General features: G+C 67.6%; 27 protein-coding genes and 1 other RNA gene. 11 read left to right on the top strand and 17 right to left on the bottom strand.

Features of this window, described 5'->3' with window-relative positions; genetic code table 11:
• The 8 genes from ACFOD4_RS14215 to ACFOD4_RS14250 form a co-directional block, all read right to left on the bottom strand.
• Positions 1-402 (bottom strand): hypothetical protein (locus tag ACFOD4_RS14215; protein WP_456316896.1); only part of this gene is annotated, 402 nt, incomplete at its 3' end.
• Positions 403-422: 20 nt separating this feature from the next.
• A complete protein-coding gene (tolR, locus tag ACFOD4_RS14220; RefSeq protein ID WP_379597416.1) occupies positions 423-896 on the bottom strand; it encodes a protein TolR in 474 nt (157 codons plus the stop codon).
• A 4-nt stretch (positions 897-900) separates the two neighbouring features.
• The gene (gene tolQ, locus ACFOD4_RS14225) at positions 901-1620 is read right to left on the bottom strand and encodes a protein TolQ (protein ID WP_379597418.1); all 720 of its coding nucleotides are present in this window, start codon (positions 1618-1620) and stop codon (positions 901-903) included.
• Positions 1621-1672: 52 nt separating this feature from the next.
• Positions 1673-2104 carry a tol-pal system-associated acyl-CoA thioesterase gene (gene ybgC / locus ACFOD4_RS14230; protein ID WP_379597420.1) on the bottom strand — a complete coding sequence of 144 codons (432 nt, stop codon included), beginning with the start codon at positions 2102-2104 and terminating at the stop codon, positions 1673-1675.
• Entirely contained in the window at positions 2101-3126 is a 1026-nt protein-coding gene (gene ruvB, locus ACFOD4_RS14235) for a Holliday junction branch migration DNA helicase RuvB (protein ID WP_379597422.1), read from the bottom strand. Before ruvB ends, ybgC begins: the two co-directional genes overlap by 4 nt.
• 258 nt (positions 3127-3384) lie before the next feature.
• Positions 3385-4008, bottom strand: a complete 624-nt coding sequence (gene ruvA, locus ACFOD4_RS14240; RefSeq protein ID WP_379597424.1) for a Holliday junction branch migration protein RuvA — start codon at positions 4006-4008, stop codon at positions 3385-3387.
• On the bottom strand, positions 4005-4517 hold the full coding sequence (gene ruvC, locus ACFOD4_RS14245) for a crossover junction endodeoxyribonuclease RuvC (protein ID WP_379597425.1): 513 nt from the start codon (positions 4515-4517) through the stop codon (positions 4005-4007). Before ruvC ends, ruvA begins: the two co-directional genes overlap by 4 nt.
• On the bottom strand, positions 4518-5267 hold the full coding sequence (locus ACFOD4_RS14250; RefSeq protein WP_379597427.1) for a YebC/PmpR family DNA-binding transcriptional regulator: 750 nt from the start codon (positions 5265-5267) through the stop codon (positions 4518-4520).
• A gap of 199 nt (positions 5268-5466) precedes the next feature.
• Here ACFOD4_RS14250 and ACFOD4_RS14255 point away from each other — a divergent pair, with 199 nt between their 5' ends.
• Positions 5467-6027, top strand: a complete 561-nt coding sequence (locus ACFOD4_RS14255; RefSeq protein WP_379598857.1) for a cytochrome b — start codon at positions 5467-5469, stop codon at positions 6025-6027.
• Positions 6028-6072: 45 nt separating this feature from the next.
• Here ACFOD4_RS14255 and ACFOD4_RS14260 read toward each other — a convergent pair whose 3' ends face one another.
• The 5 genes from ACFOD4_RS14260 to ACFOD4_RS14280 all read right to left on the bottom strand — a co-directional run bounded on the left by ACFOD4_RS14260 (position 6073) and on the right by ACFOD4_RS14280 (position 8262).
• Positions 6073-6894, bottom strand: coding sequence for a TIGR00282 family metallophosphoesterase (locus tag ACFOD4_RS14260; protein ID WP_379597428.1), 822 nt, complete (start codon positions 6892-6894; stop codon positions 6073-6075).
• Positions 6895-6896: 2 nt separating this feature from the next.
• Positions 6897-7505, bottom strand: coding sequence for a 5-formyltetrahydrofolate cyclo-ligase (locus ACFOD4_RS14265; RefSeq protein ID WP_379597429.1), 609 nt, complete (start codon positions 7503-7505; stop codon positions 6897-6899).
• Positions 7492-7647: non-coding RNA, 6S RNA (gene ssrS / locus ACFOD4_RS14270), on the bottom strand. The genes ACFOD4_RS14265 and ssrS overlap by 14 nt, the downstream gene beginning before the upstream one ends.
• 10 nt (positions 7648-7657) lie before the next feature.
• Positions 7658-7978, bottom strand: coding sequence for a cell division protein ZapA (locus tag ACFOD4_RS14275; RefSeq protein WP_379597431.1), 321 nt, complete (start codon positions 7976-7978; stop codon positions 7658-7660).
• A 2-nt stretch (positions 7979-7980) separates the two neighbouring features.
• Positions 7981-8262, bottom strand: coding sequence for a hypothetical protein (locus tag ACFOD4_RS14280; RefSeq protein WP_379597433.1), 282 nt, complete (start codon positions 8260-8262; stop codon positions 7981-7983).
• Between the two features lie 136 nt (positions 8263-8398).
• Between ACFOD4_RS14280 and ACFOD4_RS14285 the strand changes: the two genes are divergently transcribed.
• From ACFOD4_RS14285 to thiE, 3 genes are all read left to right on the top strand, one after another.
• The gene (locus tag ACFOD4_RS14285; RefSeq protein WP_379597434.1) at positions 8399-8884 is read left to right on the top strand and encodes a hypothetical protein; all 486 of its coding nucleotides are present in this window, start codon (positions 8399-8401) and stop codon (positions 8882-8884) included.
• 107 nt (positions 8885-8991) lie between these two features.
• Positions 8992-9912 (top strand): class I fructose-bisphosphate aldolase, encoded by a 921-nt coding sequence (locus ACFOD4_RS14290; RefSeq protein ID WP_379597435.1) that lies wholly within the window; start codon positions 8992-8994, stop codon positions 9910-9912.
• A 3-nt stretch (positions 9913-9915) separates the two neighbouring features.
• Positions 9916-10557, top strand: coding sequence for a thiamine phosphate synthase (gene thiE, locus ACFOD4_RS14295; protein ID WP_379597436.1), 642 nt, complete (start codon positions 9916-9918; stop codon positions 10555-10557).
• Positions 10558-10651: 94 nt separating this feature from the next.
• Here the strand turns inward: thiE and ACFOD4_RS14300 are convergent, their stop codons facing one another.
• Positions 10652-11347, bottom strand: coding sequence for a glutathione S-transferase family protein (locus ACFOD4_RS14300; protein WP_379597438.1), 696 nt, complete (start codon positions 11345-11347; stop codon positions 10652-10654).
• Entirely contained in the window at positions 11344-12057 is a 714-nt protein-coding gene (locus ACFOD4_RS14305; RefSeq protein WP_379597440.1) for a glutathione binding-like protein, read from the bottom strand. The genes ACFOD4_RS14300 and ACFOD4_RS14305 overlap by 4 nt, the downstream gene beginning before the upstream one ends.
• A gap of 215 nt (positions 12058-12272) precedes the next feature.
• Here ACFOD4_RS14305 and ACFOD4_RS14310 point away from each other — a divergent pair, with 215 nt between their 5' ends.
• Together ACFOD4_RS14310 and ACFOD4_RS14315 are read left to right on the top strand one after the other, a co-directional pair.
• Positions 12273-14516 carry a two-component system response regulator gene (locus ACFOD4_RS14310; RefSeq protein WP_379597442.1) on the top strand — a complete coding sequence of 748 codons (2244 nt, stop codon included), beginning with the start codon at positions 12273-12275 and terminating at the stop codon, positions 14514-14516.
• 109 nt (positions 14517-14625) lie between these two features.
• Positions 14626-17184 (top strand): response regulator, encoded by a 2559-nt coding sequence (locus ACFOD4_RS14315; protein ID WP_379597444.1) that lies wholly within the window; start codon positions 14626-14628, stop codon positions 17182-17184.
• 69 nt (positions 17185-17253) lie between these two features.
• Here ACFOD4_RS14315 and ACFOD4_RS14320 read toward each other — a convergent pair whose 3' ends face one another.
• Positions 17254-18210 carry a crotonase/enoyl-CoA hydratase family protein gene (locus ACFOD4_RS14320; RefSeq protein ID WP_379597446.1) on the bottom strand — a complete coding sequence of 319 codons (957 nt, stop codon included), beginning with the start codon at positions 18208-18210 and terminating at the stop codon, positions 17254-17256.
• A 236-nt stretch (positions 18211-18446) separates the two neighbouring features.
• On the opposite strand from ACFOD4_RS14320, the gene ACFOD4_RS14325 reads away from it, so the two are divergent.
• Positions 18447-19028, top strand: a complete 582-nt coding sequence (locus tag ACFOD4_RS14325; protein WP_379597448.1) for a sigma-70 family RNA polymerase sigma factor — start codon at positions 18447-18449, stop codon at positions 19026-19028.
• A gap of 28 nt (positions 19029-19056) precedes the next feature.
• Here ACFOD4_RS14325 and ACFOD4_RS14330 read toward each other — a convergent pair whose 3' ends face one another.
• On the bottom strand, positions 19057-19512 hold the full coding sequence (locus tag ACFOD4_RS14330) for a PRC-barrel domain-containing protein (protein ID WP_379597450.1): 456 nt from the start codon (positions 19510-19512) through the stop codon (positions 19057-19059).
• Between the two features lie 255 nt (positions 19513-19767).
• On the opposite strand from ACFOD4_RS14330, the gene ACFOD4_RS14335 reads away from it, so the two are divergent.
• From ACFOD4_RS14335 to ACFOD4_RS14350, 4 genes are all read left to right on the top strand, one after another.
• The gene (locus ACFOD4_RS14335; protein ID WP_379597451.1) at positions 19768-19968 is read left to right on the top strand and encodes a hypothetical protein; all 201 of its coding nucleotides are present in this window, start codon (positions 19768-19770) and stop codon (positions 19966-19968) included.
• 230 nt (positions 19969-20198) lie between these two features.
• Positions 20199-20516 (top strand): con-10 family general stress protein, encoded by a 318-nt coding sequence (locus ACFOD4_RS14340; RefSeq protein ID WP_379597452.1) that lies wholly within the window; start codon positions 20199-20201, stop codon positions 20514-20516.
• Positions 20517-20834: 318 nt separating this feature from the next.
• Entirely contained in the window at positions 20835-21074 is a 240-nt protein-coding gene (locus ACFOD4_RS14345) for a hypothetical protein (RefSeq protein WP_379597453.1), read from the top strand.
• Between the two features lie 106 nt (positions 21075-21180).
• Complete coding sequence (locus ACFOD4_RS14350; RefSeq protein WP_379597455.1) at positions 21181-21792, top strand: DUF2383 domain-containing protein; 612 nt, start codon at positions 21181-21183, stop codon at positions 21790-21792.
• Positions 21793-21912: the final 120 nt, after the last annotated feature.

Raw genomic sequence — 21912 nt, forward strand, 5'->3', positions numbered from 1 at the left:
CGGCGGCGGAGCCGGCGGGGTGGGCGCGGGCTGCGGTGCCTGCACAGGCGGGGCCGGGGCCGGTGGCGTGGGCGCCGGCGGCGCCGGGGTCGGTGCCGGCGCAGGCGGCGGTGGGGGAGGAGGCGGCGGCGGCGAAGGCGGCGTCGGACGCACCTCCGGCTCCGCAGGGGCGTTGGTGGTGGGATCGGGCTCGGGTTGCGGTGCGGGTGGCGCGGGCAGTGGCAGCTCGCGCTCCGCACGTGCCATCTGCGCCGGGGTATCGGGCGTGACGAACTCCACCGGCACGGCTTCCTGCGGCGGCGGGATGTCGCGCCCAGGAAGCTTCAGCAGCAACAGAAGGCCGATCAGCGCGTGCGTCGCCGCGGAAACCCAGCCCCAGAAGCGAAGGCCATGACGGGCCATGATGATATCCGACCGGGCCTTCAGCGCCGCGCTGGCTGCGTGGGAGTGGCGGGCGCACCCGAAGGCTGCTCGGCCAGCAGCGCTACGCGGGTGAAGCCGGCGCTGTTGACGGTGCCCATGACCTCCATCACCCGTCCGTAATTCACCCCCCGGTCGCCACGCACGAAGATGCGGCGCTCCGGCTGGCCGGCGGGCTGCGCCTCAACGATGGCCCGCAGCTGCGGCACCAGGCCCTCCAGCTGGACCGCACTCTCCTGCAGGTAAATCTGCCCCTGAGCGTTGACCGAGATGGTCAGAGGCTCCGTTTCCTGGTTCAGCGCCTGGGCGTTGGTCTTCGGCAGGTCGATCGGCACGCCCACCGTCATCAGCGGTGCAGCCACCATGAAGATGATCAACAGCACCAGCATGACGTCCACCAGCGGCGTCACGTTGATCTCGGCCATGGGGCGGTAGCGGCCGCGGCCCTTCCCGCCCCCTCCCGTGCTCATGCCCATGGGATCAGACCCGCTCCTCGGCCTGGCGCGACAGGATGGCGCCGAACTCGGCGGCGAAGCCCTCCAGCCGCGCGGCGAAGCGCGCCAAGTCGGTGTTGATCTTGTTGTAGGCCAGCACTGCCGGGATCGCCGCGATCAGGCCGATGGCGGTGGCGAACAGCGCTTCCGCGATGCCGGGCGCCACCACGGCGAGGTTGGTGTTGTTCATGCCGGCAATGGCCGAGAAGCTGTTCATGATGCCCCATACCGTGCCGAACAGGCCGATAAAGGGTGCCACCGAGCCGACCGAGGCCAGAAACACCATCCAGCGCTCCATCCGGTCCATCTCGCGCTGGATGGCAACGTTCATCGCCCGCTCCGCACGCTGCTGCATGCCTGTCAGCGGCATGTCGGTGCCATCGGTCCGGGTTCCGCTGCGCTCCCATTCGCGCATGGCGGCGCCGAACACGGCGGCGATCGGATGGGTCGGGCGCTCACCTTCCTGCTGCTGCAGGGCATCGAGGCTGCCGCCGGACCAGAACCGATCCTCGAAAGCGTCGGCTGCGCGGTTCACCCGGCGGATCGTCGACACCTTCTCGAACACCACGGCCCAGACCCAGATACTGGCGCCCAGCAAGCCCAGCATCACCAGCTTCACCACCCAGTCCGCCTGCAGGAACAGGCCCCAGAGGGAAAGATCGTGCGCCACCTGGCCGAGGTTGGACGCACTCACGCTCTCACCCACGGCAATCTCCTCTCAGCGCCCCGCCATGTCCGGGGCGTGTCCGCGACCTTGTTCAGCCCGGCTCCAGCGCTTCCGCGAAAGCGGTCCGCCAGGGTTCGGGGATGGCCACCGGCCGCATTCCCTCTGCCTGCACACAGACCAACCCGACCTTCAGCCGCGCCTTCACCGCCCCGCCCTCCTCCACGACATCCTGGTCCAGATCCAGCGAGGCTCCGCGCAGGCGGCGGATTCGCGTCTCAACCAGAAGGTAATCATCGAGGCGAGCAGGCGCCACATACTCTACTTCGAGTCGTCTTACCACGAGCAACGAAGCGTGACGTTGAATCATAAGTTGGTGCGGCAAATCTATGGCACGCAAGGATTCTGTGCGGCCACGCTCGGCCCAGCGGACGTAGCTGGCATGGTAGGCGATGCCCCCGGCGTCGGTGTCCTCGAAATAAACCCGGATTGGCCAGCGATGCGGCCAGGGAAACTGCCTGGTCACCGGAAATCGCCCAGCAAGTCCGATTGTCCGCCGGCAGGCGGGGCCAGTCCCAGATGACGCCAGCCCAGATCCCCCAGCACCCGGCCCCGCGGAGTCCTGAGCACAAAGCCTTCCTGGATCAGGTAGGGTTCCACGACCTCCTCCAGAGTGTCGCGTCCTTCCGCAAGCGCAGCAGCCAGCGTTTCCACCCCTACCGGGCCGCCATTGTGATGCTCGGCGATACGGCGAAGGTAGCGGCGGTCCATCAGGTCGAGGCCACGCGTGTCCACTTCCAGCCGGTTCAGCGCACCATCGGCCATGGCCCGGTCCGGAGCATGCCCAGAAACCAATGCGAAATCCCGCACCCGCCGCAGGAGCCGCCCGGCAATGCGCGGCGTGCCGCGCGAACGGTTGGCGATCTCCTCAGCCCCTTCCGGCGAAAGGTCGAAGCCCAGCTTCTGCGCGCCTCGCCGAACAATCAGCAGCAATTCTTCCGGCGTGTAGAATTGCAGTCTGAGCGGAATGCCAAAACGGTCGCGCAGCGGCGTGGCGAGAAGCCCGGCCCGGGTCGTGGCGCCCACCAGGGTGAAGGGCGGCAGGTCGATCCGCACCGTGCGCGCCGCCGGCCCTTCGCCGATGATCAGGTCGAGCTGGAAATCCTCCATGGCCGGGTAGAGGGTTTCCTCCAGCGCCGGCTGCAAACGGTGGATCTCGTCCACGAACAGCACGTCGCGCGGCTGCAAATTGGTCAGGATGGCAGCCAAATCGCCAGCCCGCTGCAGCACCGGGCCGGAAGTGGCGCGGAAGCCGACGCCGAGTTCCCGTGCCACGATCTGCGCCAGTGTGGTCTTCCCCAGCCCTGGAGGACCGTGCAGCAGCACGTGGTCCAGCGCGTCGCCTCGTGCCCTGGCAGCCTGGATGAAGATGGCCAGGTTCTCCCGCAGCGGCTTCTGGCCGGTGAAATCATCCAGCACCTGCGGGCGCAGCGTCGCCTCGGCGGCATCTTCCTCGGAGCGGTGCGGGTCGGAAAGACGTTCACTCATGCTGGGAGCCTGTGAGGGAGAAACGGTTCACGCGTTGGTGCCAGGGACCGAAAGGGGTGTCGCGTTGTCCGGACCCATCTCACCGAGGGCGCGCAGCCTTGGCACCCGATCACGGGGCGGGTTCGATGGCGATGATCCAGGGCGGTGCCTTGTATTAAGATGATCTTCCGGCCTTCGTCGAGGCGTCGCCTGCCGCTTGTGCCTTGGCCGCAGGAGACCGTGTTTCCTGCCGGCGGAGCCCGAAGACGTCGAGCACCCTCATCGCGGCGCCAGTTCCTTCAGCGCCTCGCGGATCAGCGGCTCCAGCGCCGCCCCCTCGCCCAGCCGCTCCGCAACCCGGACCACCGCCGACGATGCTTCCGGCCTCTTCCAGCCCAGATTGGTCAGCGCCGAGATGGCCTCCGCCACCGCCTTTTCGGCAGGAGGCAACTGGGAAGCCACGGTTTCGGTGCCTGCCGTCAGGCCGGGTCCGGTCGGCATGGCGCCCACCTTGTCCCGCAGTTCGGAAACAAGGCGGATGGCCAGCTTGGCGCCCACGCCCGGAGCCCGGCTCAGCGCACCCTTGTCGCCGGCCATCAGCGCGCGGGCCAGATCGGCCGGCGACAGGGTGGAGAGCAGCGCCAGCGCCACTTTTGGCCCCACACCCTGGATGGCCGTCAGCATGCGGAACCAGTCGCGCTCGGCTGCCTCGGCGAAACCGTAGAGGATAATGGCATCTTCCCGCACCACCGTTTCGACCCAGAGCGATCCCAGCCCAGGTGCCTGCGGCAGCGCCGCCAGGGTGCGGGAGGAACAGGCGACCAGATAGCCGACACCGTTGACGTCGAAGATGCAGCCACCCTCAAATGGGGTATCGAGCGTGCCGCGCAGCTTGCCGATCATGCGGGGACGTAGCCCTTGGCCAGCGCGATCCGACTGGAACGGTGATGCGCGTGGCAAATGGCGACCGCCAGCGCGTCCGAAGCGTCGGCGCGGCGCATGGTGGCGCCGGGAAGCAGGCGCTGCACCATGGCGGCGACCTGCACCTTGTCGGCGTGACCGGTGCCGACCACGGCACGCTTCACCTCCATCGCCTGGTATTCGGCGACCGGTAGCCCGGCCATCGCGGGTGCCAGCAGCACCACGCCGCGCGCCTGGCCGAGCTTCAATGCCGCGCCGGGGTTCTTGTTGACATAGGTGTGCTCCACCGCCGCCTCCTCCGGCTGCCACAGCTCCATCAGCGTGTTCAGCGCGCGGTGGATCTGGCAGAGGCGCTCGGCCAGGGAAGCCTCTGTGGTGGTGGAGATGACGCCGTCGGCAATGTGGCGCAGGCGGTTGCCCGTGCTTTCCACGACCCCCCAGCCGGTGTGCTGGAGGCCGGGATCGAGCCCGAGCAGCCGGACGGTCCGCATCTACTCGGCGAGCGCGGCGGCGACGTCGTCCGGGACCTCGAAATTCGCGGTCACGGTTTGCACGTCGTCATTCTCGTCCAGAACGTCGATCAGCTTGAGGACGGTCCGGGCCTTCTCCTCATCCAGCTCAATGGAAACGTTGGGACGCCATTCCAGCTTGGCGCTCTCCGCCGGGCCGAACTTTTCTTCCAGCGCGTCGCGGACGGTGAACAGGTCCTCGACCGCTGTGGTCACGTCGTGGCCTTCCTCGGAGGATGCGACATCGGCCGCCCCTGCCTCGATGGCGGCTTCCAGCATGGCGTCGGCATCGGCCACATCCGCCGGGTAGCGGATGGCGCCGACCCGGTCGAACTGGAAGGACACCGAGCCGGTCTCGCCCAGTGCCCCGCCATACTTGCTGAAGGCCGAGCGGATGTCGGAAGCGGTGCGGTTGCGGTTGTCGGTCAGCGTCTCGACGATCACGGCGACGCCGGCGGGGCCATAACCCTCGTACCGCACCTCAACGTAATCCTCGCCGCCGGCCGCGCCCGTCGCCTTCTTGATGGCGCGGTCGATCGTATCCTTGGTCATGTTGGCGACACGTGCCGCCTGCACCGCCGAACGCAGCCGGGGATTGGCCGCCGGGTCGGGCAGGCCCTGCCGGGCGCTCACCGTGATCTCGCGGATCAGCTTGGCAAAGATGCGAGCGCGCTTGGCGTCCTGCGCACCCTTGCGGTGCATGATGTTCTTGAACTGCGAATGGCCGGCCACGCGGTACTCTCCGGGATTCTCGTGATGTTCCGGGATGATCCCGCCCCTATACCGCCGTGGACACCGGGATGCGAGGGGGCAGCAACCGGTGTCTCCCACGCAACCTTGTGCAACAGTCACGCCAAGGCCTCTTCGCAAGCGGCGCCCGGCCTGTCACATGACGCCCCTGCAACGTGAGGAGGGCTTAGCCTTGGCTGCTATGAGCTGGCGGGACACGCCACAGGCCTATGGATTGGTCAGCCGCCTGCTGCACTGGGGCATGGTGGTGCTGTTCACCTGGCAATTCGCCGGAATGGGGCTGAGAAGGCTCGGGATCCTGCAGCCGCTGGCCGATGCCATCCGCAGCACTCATGGCCTGGTGGGCACGATTTTGCTGCTGCTGGTGCTGCTGCGGGGCGCCTGGGGACTAACACAGTTTGCCCGGCGGCCCTCGCCACCCACCTCCTCCGGACATCTGGCGACCTTCGGGCACCTGGTCATCTACCTGCTGATGCTGACCGTGCCGACGCTGGCCTTGCTGCGGCTCTGGGGTGCCGGCCGGGCTTATGCGCCGCTCGGCATCCCGCTGTTCGACGGCGCCCAGGGACAGACGCCGTGGCTGGTATCGCTCGGCAACGCCCTGCATGGCGAACTGGCCTGGGTGCTGCTGGCGGTGATCGCCGGGCATGTGCTGATGGTCGTGGTGCATCGTGTGATGGGGCCGCAGGATGTGCTGCCACGCATGGCCGGACCGCTCCGCCAGGGCGGCGATCACCACTGAAGCCGCACGGCGGGCGCCTTCCGCGAGGCGCCTGCCGGAGAAGGCTCAGACCTCGGGCATGGCCGGCGCCAAAGCGCCGCCCAGCCGAACCGGCTCTACCCGGCGAGCGAGGCCGGTGGCATCCTCGGTTTCCACGAACACGCCGGAGAGGCTGGCAGGCCCTTCGGCAGGCGCCAGCTTCTCGCCCGGCACCTTGCGCCAGAAGCGCAATGCGGCGCTGCCCTTCTGCATGCCGATCACGCTGTCATAATCGCCGCACATGCCGGCATCGGTCATGTACGCGGTACCGTTCTCGAGAATGCGATGATCGGCGCTCGGCACATGGGTGTGGGTGCCGACGACCAGGCTGACCCGGCCGTCGAAGCTGTGGGCCATCGCCATCTTCTCGCTGGTGGCCTCGGCGTGGATGTCGATCACCGCCGCCTGCACCGTGCCGCTGGCGCCCAGGCTGTGCTGTGCCAGCACGGCCTGCACGGCGCGGAACGGATCGTCCAGCGGCTCCATGAACAGGCGCCCCATGGCGTTGATCACCAGCGCGCGGCGGCCGCCGGAAACCTCCACAACCGTTGCACCCCGTCCCGGCGTGCCGGGTGGATAGTTCAGCGGGCGGATCAGCCGCGGCTCGCCATCGATGAAGCCGATGATCTCCTTGCGGTCCCAGGAATGGTTGCCGAGGGTCAGCACATCCGCCCCGGCGGCCAGAAAGCTGCGCACCATGTCGGGCGACACGCCAAAGCCGTGGCTGGCATTCTCGGCGTTCACCACCACCAGATCGGCCTTCAGGCGAGTGCGGAGGCCAGGCAGTCCGGCAGTCAGCGCGTCACGCCCGCTGCGGCCCACGACATCACCCAAAAACAGAATACGCAAACTCAGGATACCTTCTCGGGAAGAATGAAGTCGGCCTCGGTGGCAATGGCCGCGAGCGGGCGGTCATAAGGTCCGGTGGGCACCGAGGCTACCTCCTGCCGCGCATAGGCGACGCCAATGGCCAGCACATCGGGCCAGCCGGCGAGCGTGCGGTCATAGAACCCGCCGCCATAGCCGAGCCGATAGCCACGCCGATCAAAGGCCAGCAGAGGTACCAGCAGCAGCCCTGGAACCACCATGTCGTCCTGTTCTGGAACGGATGTGCCGAAGCGGCCCGGCACCAGCTTCTCACCAGGCCGCCAGGAGCGGAAAGGAAGCGGCTGTCCCCGGCGCGGCGTGACCGGCAGGGCGAGCGGATGCCCGGCCGCGTGCAGGCGGTGCAGCAGGGGGCGGATGTCGATCTCGTCCCCCATCGGCCAGAAACCGCCGACAACCACCCTAGGCGGCAGAACCGCGCGGGCCAGAAACAATGCCGTAAGCGCTTCTCCTGCGCCTGTGGGATCCGCGCCTGCGCGCCGGGCCAGCGCCTGCTGGCGCAGTGCCACCTTCTCGGCAACCAGCGCCGGCGGATCGTTATTGGGAGACTGGGAAAGGCTGTGCGGAGCCGCCATGGCCGTTGGCGCTTTTATCCTCCCAAGGCCTGCGTGAGCAGGTGGGCACCGGATAGCCGGACCACGGTCCGGCCAGAGCCAGCTCCCGGAGGATGCTTATTGGCCCCGGGGATAAGTGGCCTGACGCACCGGGCAGCTCCGCAATGCAGCATTTAGGGACGCTCGATCGACGTCGCAATGCCCTCGATCTTTTCCGCCACCTTGTCGAGTCGCTCGGCCAGGCGCGGATCGGCGGACGGCCCGACGCCGGAGCGGGCACGGGACAGTTCCACGCGCAAATCATGGATCTCGTCGGCCAGCAGCAACGCGGCCAGCAGCAGCAAGCGGCTCTCGCCGAACTGCCCCCCCATGGCGCGGATGGAGGAAACCCGGCGATCGACATCGGCCGCCAGGGCGATGAGATGCCCCTCCTGCCCATCCTCGCAGGAAACCGGATGCGTGTAGCCGCCGACGCGGACCGTGACCTGACCCATGCTCAGCTTCCCCTTGATTCGTCAGCAACGTCGCCCGGCGGATGGCCCTGCGGGTCGTCCGGCGGCACGAGGGGAAGCGGCGGCTCTTCCGCGGCCTCCTGCCCTTCCAGCTCGGCCACGGCGCTGCGCAGCCGCGACAGTGTTTCATCAAGCCTTGCCGAGAGGGCTGCGACGCCTTCCACCGGCACGCCAGGAACGGCGGAGGGCCGGCTGGCCAGAACGGTTGACAGCCGCTCCACTGCCCGCTCCAGCCGGATCGCGGCCTCGCTCACCGCATCGCTCATTCTGCCGCCTTCTGTCTGGGTCATTCAGTGACCAAAATCCACAGATCAGGCTTTAGGGCCCCGGCGCGTCCAGGGTCAACGGCGCGCCGACCGGCGGCGGCTCCGGAAGGGCAAGGAAGTGGAAGGATTCTCTGCGATGAAGCTTCAGCCTGGCCACGCGGTGCCGCTGTCACCCCTCCCTCTTGTCGCCCTGCGTGTCCACGATGCGGCCGGGGGCGCCTGCGCGCTGGTGGAGGGCGCCAGGGCGGGGCTGCGGGGAGACCTGCCTTTGCTGTCGGCATCCGGAGCGGCGCTCTGGCTCGGTGCCGATCTTTTTCTGGCGCAGATGCGGCATGCGGAGACACTGGCACCGGACGCGGCAGGCCTACTGGCGCCGTGGCCTGTGCTGGATTGCCGCAACGCCCCCGGCCTGGCGCTGGATGCCCTGCGCAAAGGGGTCGCAGCGGTGGTGCTGGAGGCCACCGATCCGGCCTTCGCGACTGTTGCCGCCATTGCCGAATCGGGTGGTCGCAGGGTCCTTGAGCCTGCCCAACTCCGCGCCGCGGGACCTTTCGCCGCGGGTGATCCGGCGCTGACGGCCTGGCTGGTGCGACTGCGTGACACTGCCGGTCGGCTCGGGTAAAGCCGCGTAACGGGATGCCGCGGCCGCCAGAAGCCAGCGCCTCCCCCCGGCAAGCGGCGCGCCCCGACCATGGCGCCCCGGCCGTCCAGTCAATGGAAGGACGCAAGATGAAGCTGACCCGCCGTGTGAAGGAGATCCTCTCCTGGTATGAGAGCGACAACCCCGGCACCAAGGCCAACCTCGCCCGCATCCTGATGGAGGGCCGGCTCGGCGGCACGGGTCGGCTGGTGATCCTGCCGGTGGACCAGGGCTTCGAGCATGGCCCGGCCCGCTCCTTCGCGCCCAACCCGGCCGCCTACGACCCGCGCTACCATTTCGAGCTGGCGATCGAGGCCGGGCTCAACGCCTATGCCGCGCCGCTCGGCATGATCGAGGCCGGCGCCAGCACCTATGCCGGCGCGATCCCCACCATCCTCAAGGTCAATTCCTCCAACAGCCTGTCCACCACCAAGGACCAGGCGGTGACCGGCACGGTGTCCGACGCGCTGCGGCTCGGCTGCTCCGCCATCGGCTTCACCATCTATCCCGGCTCCGAATACCAGTTCGAGATGATGGAGGAGCTGCGCGAGCTGGCCGAGGAAGCCAAGGCGGCCGGCCTTGCCGTGGTGGTTTGGAGCTATCCGCGCGGCCCGAACCTCGACAAGACCGCCGAAACCGCGCTCGACATCTGCGCCTACGCCGCGCACATGGCGGCGCTGCTCGGCGCCCATATCATCAAGGTCAAGCCGCCAACTGGGGCGATCTCGCTCGACGCCGCCAAGAAGACCTACGAGAAGAACCCGGTGGATACCTCCACCCTCGCCTCCCGCATCAAGCACGTGACGGATGCCTGCTTCGGCGGCCGGCGCCTCGTGGTGTTCTCGGGCGGTGAGGCCGGTACGGCGGAATCGATGGTCGAAATGGCCCGTGGCATCCATGCCGGCGGCGGCAACGGCTCGATCATCGGGCGCAACACCTTCCAGCGGCCGAAAGCCGAGGCGCTGAAGCTGCTTTCCGATATTATCGGCGTGTACAAGGGCGCGGCCTGAACCATGAGCGGCGGGGATGGTTGCCAGCTTTACCTGATCACCCCGCCGGCGCTCGACCCGCGCGCTTTCGCCGATCCGCTGGCGCGGGCGCTGGATGCGGGCGACGTCGCGGCACTGCAATTGCGCCTCAAGGATGTGGATGACGACGCGCTGAAGCGCGCCATCGAGATCCTGATGCCGGTGGCGCAGTCACGCGGGGTCGCCTTCCTGATGAACGACCGTGCCGACCTGGCGGCGAAGATGGGGTGCGACGGCGCCCATATCGGCCAGGAGGACGGCGACCCGGTCGCCGCCCGCAAGTTGCTGGGACCTGACCGCACCCTCGGCATCACATGCCATGGCAGCCGCCACCTCGCGATGGAGGCGGGCGAGAACGGAGCCGATTATGTGGCCTTCGGCGCCTTCTTCCCCACTGCCACCAAGCAGGCCGAACACAGCGCCACGCCCGACATCCTGGAATGGTGGAGCGAAATGTTCGAGCTGCCTTCGGTTGCCATCGGCGGCATCACCGCGGGAAATTGCGCGCCGCTGGTCCGGTCCGGGGCCGATTTCCTGGCCGTGGTGGGCGCGGTGTGGAACCATCCGGACGGGCCTGACGCCGGGGTGCGCGCCATGCTGGAAGCGATCACCGCGGCGGAACGGTGAAGCAATGGAGGAGCCCGCTCCTCCAACTCCCATGGTTGGGAAGTGTCCTCCGTTACCCTTCAACATCGCCGGGCGATGGCCGGCGGGACGCCCGTCAGTCCTCGCCGCGTGCGGGCGTCGCCCGCGCCAGGCCGTTGAACAGGTCCAGCATCCGATCGCGCCAGTCCGCCACCCTGTCGCCTTCCAACAGAAGCTCCAGCGACGACACCACCCGCGCCCACTGAAAGCTGCCAAACACGGCGTAGTCGCCGTAATCGGGCGATGCGCCTCCCAGGAAGGCCTGGTCCTTGAGCACGGCCCGCAGGGGTGCCAAGGCCGCCTGAAAGGCTGGCAGCGCGGCCTCCCGGGCCTCCGCCAGCTGCGGCAGCGCCATGCCGAAGCGCTTTTCACGGCTTTCCACAAAATATGCGCGGGCCGGCTCGTCGAGCAGCGACGGAATGTCGCTGACGATCAGCCGGACCAGCGCCGGGTTCAGTGCCGTGTCGGCCCAGGCCACCGTGAAGCGCGTCGCCTCGCGCCCGCCCTGGAACAGTGATCGCCGATCCGGGTACCGGTCCTCCAGATAGCAAGCGATGTTCCAGCTGTCGGATACCACCTGAGAGCCATCGACCAGCACGGGCACCTTGTTCTGGCCGGAGAAAGCGATCGCCGCGCTGTCGGTGAAGCGCCACGGCACGGCCTCGGCCTCCAGCCCCTTATGCGCCAGCGCCATCCGGGCACGCCAGCAATAGGGGCTGAAGCGGCGGGCAGGATCGGCGCCGGCAAGCTCGTAGAGCCTTCGTCCGCTCACGGTTTCGCGGCGGTGGAAGCGGCGGTCTGGCCGAACAGCACGGCGCGGCGGCTGGCCTCATCCACCTCCTCGCCCTTCACCGTTTCGACCAGCGCATAGGCGCGCTGCGTTGCCGGCCTTGCCCGCACGGCCGCGAACCAGCGGGCAAGATGGGGAAAATCCTCCAGCTTCTGTCCCTGCCGCTCATGCGGAACGATCCAGGGATAGATGGCCATGTCGGCGATGCTGTACTCGGCGCCGGCGACGAACTCTCGCTCCTTCAGCCGGCGGTCCAGCACGCCGTAGAGGCGGTTGGTCTCCCTGACGTAACGCTCAACCGCATAGGGGATCTTTTCCGGAGCATAGCCGGAGAAATGGTGATTCTGCCCGGCCATCGGGCCCAGCCCGCCCATCTGCCAGAACAACCATTGCAGCACCTCCGCCCGGCCCCGCACATCCTGCTGGCCAGGGATGAAGCGGCCGATCTTGTCCGCCAGGTAGAGCAGGATGGCGCCGCTTTCGAACAGCGGAACCGGCTCTCCCCCACCAGCGGGATCGGTGTCCAGGATCGCCGGAATGCGGTTGTTCGGAGCGATGGCCAGGAAGTCCGGCCGGAACTGCTCGCCCTTGCCGATGTTCACCGGATGGAGGCGAAAAGCCATGCCGGCCTCTTCCAGGAACATGGTCACCTTGTGCCCGTTCGGGGTGGTCCAGTAGTGCAGCTCGATCATGGCAGCGGCTCCGTCTGGGGGATGCCCTCAGGCAAGCGGCGGAAGCTACAGAGCACCCTGCCCGGCGGCAAGCCGATGCACCACCGAACAGGGAGATCTGGCGCGGTTCTGGTTGCTCCGCTACACGTCTTCCGTGCATCTTGTGGTTTGTTTGTCGTGTTCCTGACGAGAAGCGACGGATGCGAAACTGACCGTTCCGCGGTCACCGGAGCGCCATGCCAACGATCCTGATCCTCGACGACAGGACGACGAATCGTAACATCTTCGCCCGGCTCGCTCGTTCATTGGGCGAGGAAATCCGGGTGGAGGCCTTCGGCGAACCGACGCTGGCCCTGGAATGGCTGCGCGAGAACGACGCGGATCTTGTTGTCACCGATTTCCGCATGCCCGGCATGGATGGCGCCGAATTCACGCGGCAACTGCGCGCGGTGCACCGTGGCCCGGACCATGCGGAGGTCCCGGTCATCGTCATCACGGCCTATAACGATCGTGCCTATCGCATGCGGGCGCTGGAAGCCGGTGCCACGGATTTCCTGCTCAGCCCGGTCGACCATTACGAGTTTCAGACGCGTGCGCGAAATTTGCTGCGGATGCGCTGGCAGCAGCAGTTGATTCATGATCGGGCCCTCAGCCTGGAACGAAAGCTGGAAGACAGCACCAGATCGAACGAGGAATTGCTGCGGGACAGCCGCAAGGCGCTTGCGCAGGTGATCGATACGGTGCCGGCCCTTATCAGCGCGGCCGACCGTGAAGGGCGCTGCGTGTTCGTCAATGAAAGTGCCGCGCGTTTCATCGCCGCCGACCCCACGACACTGGTCGGCCATGATGTCGACATGCTGTTCGGCCAAGCCCGGGCGGCCCGGTCGCGCTCGCTGGACAAGCTTGTCTTTGAAACCGGCGAAGCGTTGCCGGCGCGCGAGGAGGATGCGATCGGCCCCGACGGCACGCTGCGCAGCTTCCTGACCACCAAGGCTCCGCTGCATGATCGCGATGGCAGCGTCAGCGCGGTTCTGACAACCTCCATCGAGATCACGGAGCGCAAGCAGGCCGAGCGCCGTCTCAGCCACATGGTGCATCACGATGCGCTGACCGGCCTGCCCAACCGGGCCAATCTGCGCGACCGGGTGCGGCGGGAGTTGGCGCGCGGCCGCCGCGGCGACCACGTCTTCGCGCTGATGTTCCTCGACCTGGATCGCTTCAAGGGCATCAACGATGCCTATGGACACCACCAGGGCGACGCGCTGCTGCACGACGTGGCGCAGCGGCTTCTGGAAGGCGTGCGGCCGGGGGATCTCGTGGCGCGGCTGGGCGGCGATGAATTCGCGATCCTGCTGACCGATATCGAGGGGCGCGAGCACGCGGCCGAACTGGCGGGGTCCGTGATGACCACCCTCGCCACGCCGTTTGAGTGCGATGGCATGCCGGTTTCCGTGACCGCCAGCATCGGCATCACGCTGCATCCGCGTGACGGATCGGACCCCGACGAATTGCTCCGCAACGCGGATCTGGCGATGTACCGGGCCAAGGCCGAGGGGCGGAACAGCTGGCGCTTCTTTGTTGCCACCATGGAGGCACAGGCGCGCGAGACCATGCGCATCGAGGCCGATCTGCGCCTGGCTCTGACCCGGCGTGAGCTGGTGCTGCACTACCAGCCGCAGGTGGACATGCGCAGCGGCCGGATCGTCGGCGTCGAGGCCCTGCTGCGTTGGCGGCGCAACGGGCAGCTGGTAGGGCCAGGCCCTTTTCTGCCGGTTGCCGAGGAAACAGGGCTCATCGGTCCGATCAATGACTGGGTTCTGGCCGAGGCCTGCCGCCAGGGCGCGCTCTGGACCCAGGAATGGCCCGATGAATGGCGGGCGCGGGGATGGAACCCGCCGCGCATCGGCGTCAACATGTCCCCCGTGCAGTTCCGCCGCCAGGACGTGCCGGCGCAGGTGCTGAGGGTGCTGGAGGAAACCGGTCTCGATCCGCATTTGCTGGATCTGGAGTTGACCGAAGGCATCCTGATGGATCAGGGGCTGGAGATGGCCGAGCGGCTGCAACAGCTTCGCCATCGCGGCATCCGCATCTCGGTGGATGATTTCGGCACTGGCTATTCCTCGCTCAGCTACGTGAAGAACTTCCCCGTGGACCGCCTGAAGATCGACCAGTCCTTTGTGCGCGGCATGGTGACCGAGCCGAATGACGCCGCCATTGTGCGCACCATCATCGAGCTGGCCCACGTGTTGCGCCTCCAGGTGGTGGCGGAAGGCGTGGAAACCGAGGCCCAGCTGGAAGCGCTGCGGGCTGAGGGGTGCGACGAGGTGCAGGGCTTCTATTTCAGCGAAGCCGTGCCGCCCGAAGGCATCATGGCTCTGTTGTCGCAAGGCCCGGCACGCCCCCGCCACCCGGTGAGCGCGCTGCCCACGGGCGGAATCGCGGAGCATGCCTCGGCCACGGGCCGCATGGACGGAAGCTGACGCGGCCATGGCTGGGCTGGGGGCGGAGGATGGGCGGCAAGGGGGCGTCCCTCCCCCCGCGGTAAGCGCCACCTCCGACGGCCCACGCCGGCCCCCAGCGCCCCGACCCGTGCGCGGCGGCGTCCTGGGCACCTTGCTGCGCCGGCTGCGAAACCGGCCGGACAGCGAACACGAGATGAGCTTCAACCGGCTGGGTTTTGCCGGGGTGATCGCGCTCGCCATGCTGATCAGCACGACGCCGGGAACCAACACGGCGCTGTTCGTGCTGCTCGTGCTCTACATCCCCCTGGCCTTTGCTGTCCTGGCCCACATCCTGTGGCGTCCCGCCGCCAATCCCCGGCGGCGGCTGGCGGCGCTGCTGCTGGATTGCGGCTTCCTTTCGCTGGAACTGCATCTGGGCGGCGAACCGGCCTCGATGTTCTTCGCCATCTACCTTTGGGTCATCTTTGGCAACGGCTTCCGCTTCGGACTGGGCGCCCTGCGCGCGGCGGTGGTTGCTTCCGTGGCCGGCTTCGGCACGGTCATGCTGACCACGCCGTTCTGGTGGGAACAGATCAACCTGTCTGCCGGGCTGCTCGTGGCGCTGATCATCCTGCCGCTCTATGCCGGCCGGCTGATCAAGCGCCTGTCGCAGGCCCGGGCGGAAGCCGAGGCGGCTAGCGAAGCCAAGTCGCTGTTTCTCGCCGCCGTCAGCCACGAGCTGCGGACGCCGCTCAACGCCATCATCGGACTGGGTGGATTGCTGCGCGAAACACGGCTGGACAGTGAGCAGGCGGACATGGCGCGCACCATGGACAGCGCCGCGCATACCCTGCTGTCGCTGATCGAGGATGTGCTGGACCTGTCGCGCATCGAGGCGGGCCGGATGCCGGTGCACCCGGTGGCTTTTCCCCTGGCTGGGCTGCTGGCCGAGCTACGCAGCCTGCTGATCGCGCAGTGTCACACCAAAGGGCTGCGGCTGACCCTGCATGTCACGCCCCGGACCCCGCCAGCCCTTTTGGCCGACCGCCGCCACCTTTTCGAGGTGCTGATGAACCTCGCCGGCAATGCGGTGAAGTTCACCGAGGAGGGCGGTGTGACCATCGCCATCGACGTTGCACCGGCGACGGAGGACCATCCCGGCGCGGCCGGAGGCGGGCTGTGGCTGGCTGCCGAAATAACCGACACAGGCATTGGCATCGCGCCCGAGGCTCAGTCGCGCATCTTCGAGGATTTCACCCAGGCCGATTCCAGCATCGTGAACCGGTTTGGCGGCACGGGGCTGGGCCTCGCCATCTGCCGCCGCATCGTGCGGCTCCTGGGTGGGGAGATCGGGGTCACGTCCCTTCCCGGCGTGGGCAGCACCTTTCGTTTCCGCGTGCCCGTTGGCAGTGCCGATGCGGAACCACCCGCCCCCCTGGATCAGGCGACAGTGGTGGTGCTCGATCCCGATCTGCAACGTCGTGGCGAGTGGCTGGACCGCCTATCCCGCCTCGGAGTCGGCACCGTGCGGGTGGCAGGTGAAAGCGTCACCGCCGGGCGGCTTCTGGCCGGACCGCAGGACGCCGCATTGCCGCCGCCCCTCTTGCTCGCCGCGGCTGGCGTGAAGCGGCCACCGGGGACCGATCCGTCGCGGTGCCTGCGATTTGCCGCCCATGTGCTGCCGGGGCTGCCGGAGGAGGCGGCGCGGCAGGACTGCCTGACGCTTCTGAGCCGTGAAACACCGGGCGCGACACTGGCGCAGGCACTGCGGCTGGCGCTCGACCTTACGTCCACAGGCGGGCGGATCGGCGTCTCCGCGCCGGCCGACGCGGAGCCGGACGGGGCGGGGAACCATTCGGCACGGCCGCTCCGCGTTTTGGTGGCCGATGACAGTGCGGTGAACCGCCGGGTGATGGAGCGCATTCTGCAGCATGGCGGACACAGCGCCGTGCTGGTGGAGGATGGGGAGGAGGCGCTGGACGTGCTGGAGAACGAGGCGGACAGCTTCGACCTGGTGCTGATGGATGTGAACATGCCCCGGATGGACGGGCTGGAAACCACCAAGATGTTCCGGGTGATGGCACTGGGTCAGACACATCTGCCCATCCTGGCGCTGACCGCCGATGCCACGGACGAGACAGCCGCACGCTGCATGGCGGCGGGCATGGACGGGCACCTGACCAAGCCGGTGCAGCCCAAGGCCCTGCTGGCAGCGGTGGCGGCCGGCGCCCGGCCGGCGCGCCAAGCACCTGTGCCGGTCTCCAAGTTGGCTCCCGCTGCGACGAGGCCGCTGCCCGGGGCGGGCGGTTCTGGCCCAGGTTCGGTCAGCCATGTGGCGGAGCATCCCCGTTTCCGACCCGGCGGGATGGTGGTGGATGCGAGCACGGTGGATACGCTGCGCCGCCTGGGCGGCGAGGATTTCCTGCGGGAGCTGGCGGAAGATTTCCTTCAGGATGCGGTGGCGCTGGTGGAAGCCATCGGTGATGCCGCCCGTGATGGCGATACGTCCCGCTTTCAGGCCGAGGTGCATGCGCTGCGCAGCAGCGCGGCCAATCTGGGCGCATTGGCCGTGACGCGCCTGTGCGGCGAATGGCGACTCCTGGAGCGGGACGCCATGATGCAGCAGGCATCCCTCCTGGTCGCCAGCGGGCACGCGGCACTGGAAAGCACCCGCCGCGCCCTGTTGGAAGGGCCTGCCCCCGGCTGAGCGGCCCATCCCGGATTTTCCTGTCTGGTCATGGCGATCACGGCCACCTTGCGGACGCCGTGGCCCCGCTCATTCGGCCGCGTGGGCAAAGCCGGCGGACGGGGTGGCGGCCAGCCGCTTCTCCTGCGCGGCCACCAGCCGGCCCATCTTCTTGAGGTCGGCCTCGCCCAGGTTCATCGCGGCCTCGGCCCACATCTCGACAACCTCGCGCAACTCCTCCAGCGTTACGGGATCCACCCGGCGGCGGGCCCTGTGCATGGTGAAGTGCGCGTTGTGCTTGCGACTGTGCCGGGCGATGTAGTCGCGCGCGCAGTTCTCGCCCTCGCCATCCTCGGCCAGCACGTCCACCACGCCCATGGCATGCAGTTCCTCGGCGGTGTGGATGCGGCCGGAGGAGATCAGCGCCTCGGCGGCACGACGCCCGATGCGGCGGGACAGGAAGCTGTAGGCGCCCATTCCGGGGAACATGTTGAACAGGATCTCCGGCAGGCCGATCTTGGCCGAGCGCTCGGCGACGATCATGTCGAAGGACAGGGCGTGTTCGAACCCGCCGCCCAGAGCATCGCCCTGCACCAGTGCCATGGTGATCAGCGGCAGATCGAAGGCAACACTGTTGCGGTGGATGGCTTCGACCGCGATGTGGCCGTAGCGCACCAGCGATGCATGATCACGCGAGCGGATGCGCTCGGCGAAATGTGCCAGATCACCGCCCAGATTGTAGATGCCGGGGACGGCGGAGTTCATCACGAACCAATCGGCGGGGCGCTCGGCGCCGGCGGCATGGCGCGCGGCGAAGAACTCGACCATCGCGTGCTGCATGCGATGCACGTCCTGCATCAGTTCCAGCGTGTAGCTGGGGCGGCCCTGCGGCCGCATCGTGCAGACGACAGTGCGGGACGCATCTTCCAGGCGCAGCTCAAGATTATCGAAGGTCATCGGCAGCGTGACCGCGGCCGGCGCCTGCCGTGGCGTCTCGCGCTTGCCGGCGGACAGGGTGGCGGGAACGATGGAGCGGGAAAAGAACATGAAGATCTCCTGCGGACGGGCTATGCCGCCAGTGCGATCCGCCCTCTCCCACCGACCACCGGCAGGCGCCTCGGCGGATTTCGCAGGGCCATTCTAATGCCCACCGATTGAAGACGTGTGGGACTGCTTTCGTGAAATCGACCAGCTGCACTGCGAAAGCATGCTTTGGCTTGACCGGGAGGTGCGGGAGGGTTGGAAACCTGCCAGCCGAAGTCACGTTGCTGCATCACCCAGCCATGCCGGGCAGAACCCAGATGTCGTTGATCGACCGAGAGATTCTCGCCTGCCTCCCCGACCTCAGGGCTTACGCACGCTCGCTCACGCGCAATCGAGACGATGCGGATGACCTCGTGCAGGACGCGGTGTTGCGGATGCTGAATTCAGCCGACCGCTACCAGAACGGCACGCGGTTCAAGGCCTGGGCCTTCACCATCATGCGGAACCGCTTCCTGAACGACTTCGCGGCCCGCAAGCGGCAGCCCTCCAGCTCCGACGAGGGCGAGCTAGGGCGCCTGCAGGTGGCAGCGAGGCAGGAGCATGGGCTGGAGATGGTGGACTTCCGCAGGATCTTCCACGCCCTGCCGGAGGAGCACCGGTCCATCCTGGCGCTCGTTGCAGGCTCCAATCTCCCATACGAAGATGTGGCCCGGGTTCTGTGCTGCGCGGTGGGCACTGTGAAGAGCCGTGTGCACCGCGCCAGGGCCGCGTTGTTTCGCCTATTGCAAGCCGCGGCACAACCGGTCGGGCGGAAGGCGGTTCGTGATCCGCCCCGGCCCGCGCGCAGGAACTCGCGGGGCCGGCATATCGTTTCGGTTTAGAATCTTTCGCAGTGTGTTCGGGTGCGTGTCACCCCCCGTCCCGCGATCCGTAGGGCGATGGGCCGTAATGATCCCGCAGCCGCTCGCCCCAGCCAGCATCGGACCAGTCCACCGGACGGTCGTCCTGGAAGGAGGGAGCGCCGGCCAGTTGTTCCTCGGTCACATCAACCACATAGCCGCTGAGGCCGATATCGTAGCGCAGCTTGCTCCAAGGCAGCGGATAGTGGGAAGCGCCCAGCCCGAGAAAGCCTCCGAAGGAAATCACCGCGTACTCGACACGGCCGGAGACCTTGTCGATCATCAAGTTCTGCACGGCGCCGAGCCTTCGTCCTGAGGGATCGTAAATGGCGGTGCCCTCAACGCGGTCGGAGGCGATGAGGTGATGGGCGCCGCGTGCGGGGGGGTCGCCCGCCGGATCATAGGCGCCGCCGTCCTGAAGGTCGGCCGCCGGGCGCGGCGTGTCGTGCGGGGTATTCTGGATCATGGTCGCAAATCCTCCCGATCGGCTTCTTGCTCCATAACGCCGGGGTGCGGGTGTGGCTTCATGCTGACTGGCGCAAGCGGTTCGGAAGCGGCCCGGGATCGATGGATCACGCCGCAGGGTCGCCAGCGCAACTGCGGGAGCCGGATCGCCCCGGGGGAAACCCAGGCGCCGGCAGGGCTTTAGTTCCGAAGGCAAACCGCCCCCGCCCAAGAAGCACCGGCACCCAAGAAGAAGCCTCGAGGAGCAAAGAACATCATGTCCGACCGTCAGGATCCCAATGTCCGCGAGCAGGTGATCGAGCCGAAGCCCGGGCACCATGATGCCCCTATGCCGGACAAGCCCATCGGCACCCAGCAGGTGCGACAGGGCGAGACCTCCGGTCGCGTACGCTGGGTACTGGGCGTTTCCCTGCTGCTTGTTATCATTTTGTTTATCCTTGCCTACGTCGTGGCTTGAGCCACGTGCAACGAAGCCCTGCTCATGACGTTCTTGAAGCAAGCTTGGGCGGATCCTGAGGAAGCCGTCATGCAGGCGGGAACTTGGCAGCGGCGTAACTGTTAATTCCATGGTCACGGCAGAGATGCCGGGCCGAGCAGGCCGGCGCCCAGGCTCCGGCTCGCGGGGTTCTCCGTCCAGAGACCCGCTCCCATCGAGCGCAGCAAAAGGCATAGGGAAGGATCAGGGAGATGGCTTCAACCCGTAGTGGAACCGGAAAGCAAGGCTTTGCCTCCATGGACGAGGCTAAGCAGCGCAACATTGCTTCCAAGGGTGGTCAGAGCGTGCCGGCGGCAAAGCGGAGCTTCGCGCAGGATCCCGCGCTGGCAGCGGAAGCCGGCCGCAAGGGCGGACAGGCCGTGCAGGCCAGCGATCGCTCTTTCTCGCGCGATCGAAGCCTGGCGGCCAGCGCCGGGCGGAAGGGTGGGCAGGCCACGCACAGCAAGTCCCGTGGCACGGGCACGGCTGGCGAAGCCGAGTCCGAGGAAGGCCGCCAGACTGAAACCTGAACGTGGCCGATCGCATTGAGGATTCGGCGCGGATGATCGTCCGCGCCGTTTGATACGCCGGAGAGAATGATGGGCCCTGAGGCCAGCACCATGTTGCGCAGCCGCTCCGAGACGGACTCTCCGTCTTACGCGCTGAGAGCCGCACTTGCGGAACGACTTGCAAGCAAGCGCTGCATGGAGCGCAAGGGTGGGCCGGCGCGGGAAGTCGAGCAACTTCCGCTGCCTGGTCCCCAGGAATCAGGACAGGGGCGTGACGCCGGCTGAGGCCCATTGTTGTCGTGCCGCATCTTCATTCGCCCGGCCAGGAGGAGTTCGTTGATGGCAGACAAGAACAACAGGCCGCTCGGGCAGAACCCGGGAGAGGTGCCCTCACAGCCGGCACCGCCGGAAGCGCCGCCGGTGAATCCGCCTGACCAAGCGCCGCCGCCGCCCGAGTCGCCGCCGCGCGAGGACCCGCAGCCTGGTGGCGTTCCGCCCCGCGCCGAGAAGCAGTTCCCGCAGAACCGCTACGGCGACTCCGCTCCACAGGATCCGCCGCCTCCCACCCGCGACAAGTAGCCCGGCGGGCACTTCTTGCCGGACAGCCTCAGGTGTTTGGGCGGGCCGCGGAGCATTGTAAGGGCAAGGACCGGGCCCACGCCCCGTCCAATAGCAGGAGACAAGCATGAACCATGTCGGGCAGTCCGGGTCTGAGCCGGGCTCTGGAGAAGCGGTGCTGCGGTCCATCTGCGAAACGCTGCGTGCGAGCCACCGCGGCTACGATCAGGCGCGGCATCTGACATCCGACCGGTTTCTGCGCATAGAGTTCACGGAGTTGGCCGAGCGGCGGCAGAAGATGGCCGATGACGCCGAGGCGCTGCTGCCGGAAGGTCCGCGAGAGGCCCACGTGCCCATGGGTGCGGTCCACCGCGTGTTCCTCGACCTGCGTGGCAGCCTTTTCGGGCAAAGCCGACAGCGTGTTCTTCAGCAGGTGGTGCGTAACGAAGCTGCGTTGGAAGATGCGTTTGACGATGCCCTGGAAGCATCCCTCAGCCAGGAAGCCCGCCACCTTCTGCAGCGGCAGCATCGTCAGGTTCGCGCCACGCGAGATCGCTACGCCGCCATGCTGGACGAGGACATGGAAGCCTTGCCCGTTCCGGCAGGCGGGCATGGTTGGCTGGCGCGCTTTGACCGCCTGACGCAGCCGCTGACCCGCAACCCGATCCTGGCTGCCATCGTGGTTTCGGCGGCATCCGCCCTGACGGCGCGCCTGTTGCGGGGCCGTCGCTTCCACTGATCGGCCCAAGGGGCTCCTGCGACTCCGCCAGAGCCCCCGCGTCATCTGTTCCCTCAGGGATCTGTCGCGGCATCGCTCTGGCTACGACGCCATCCTGTCATGAACAGGCCGGCAACTTTG

The organism is Teichococcus globiformis (assembly GCF_042646265.1).
GTDB lineage: Bacteria > Pseudomonadota > Alphaproteobacteria > Acetobacterales > Acetobacteraceae > Pseudoroseomonas > Pseudoroseomonas globiformis.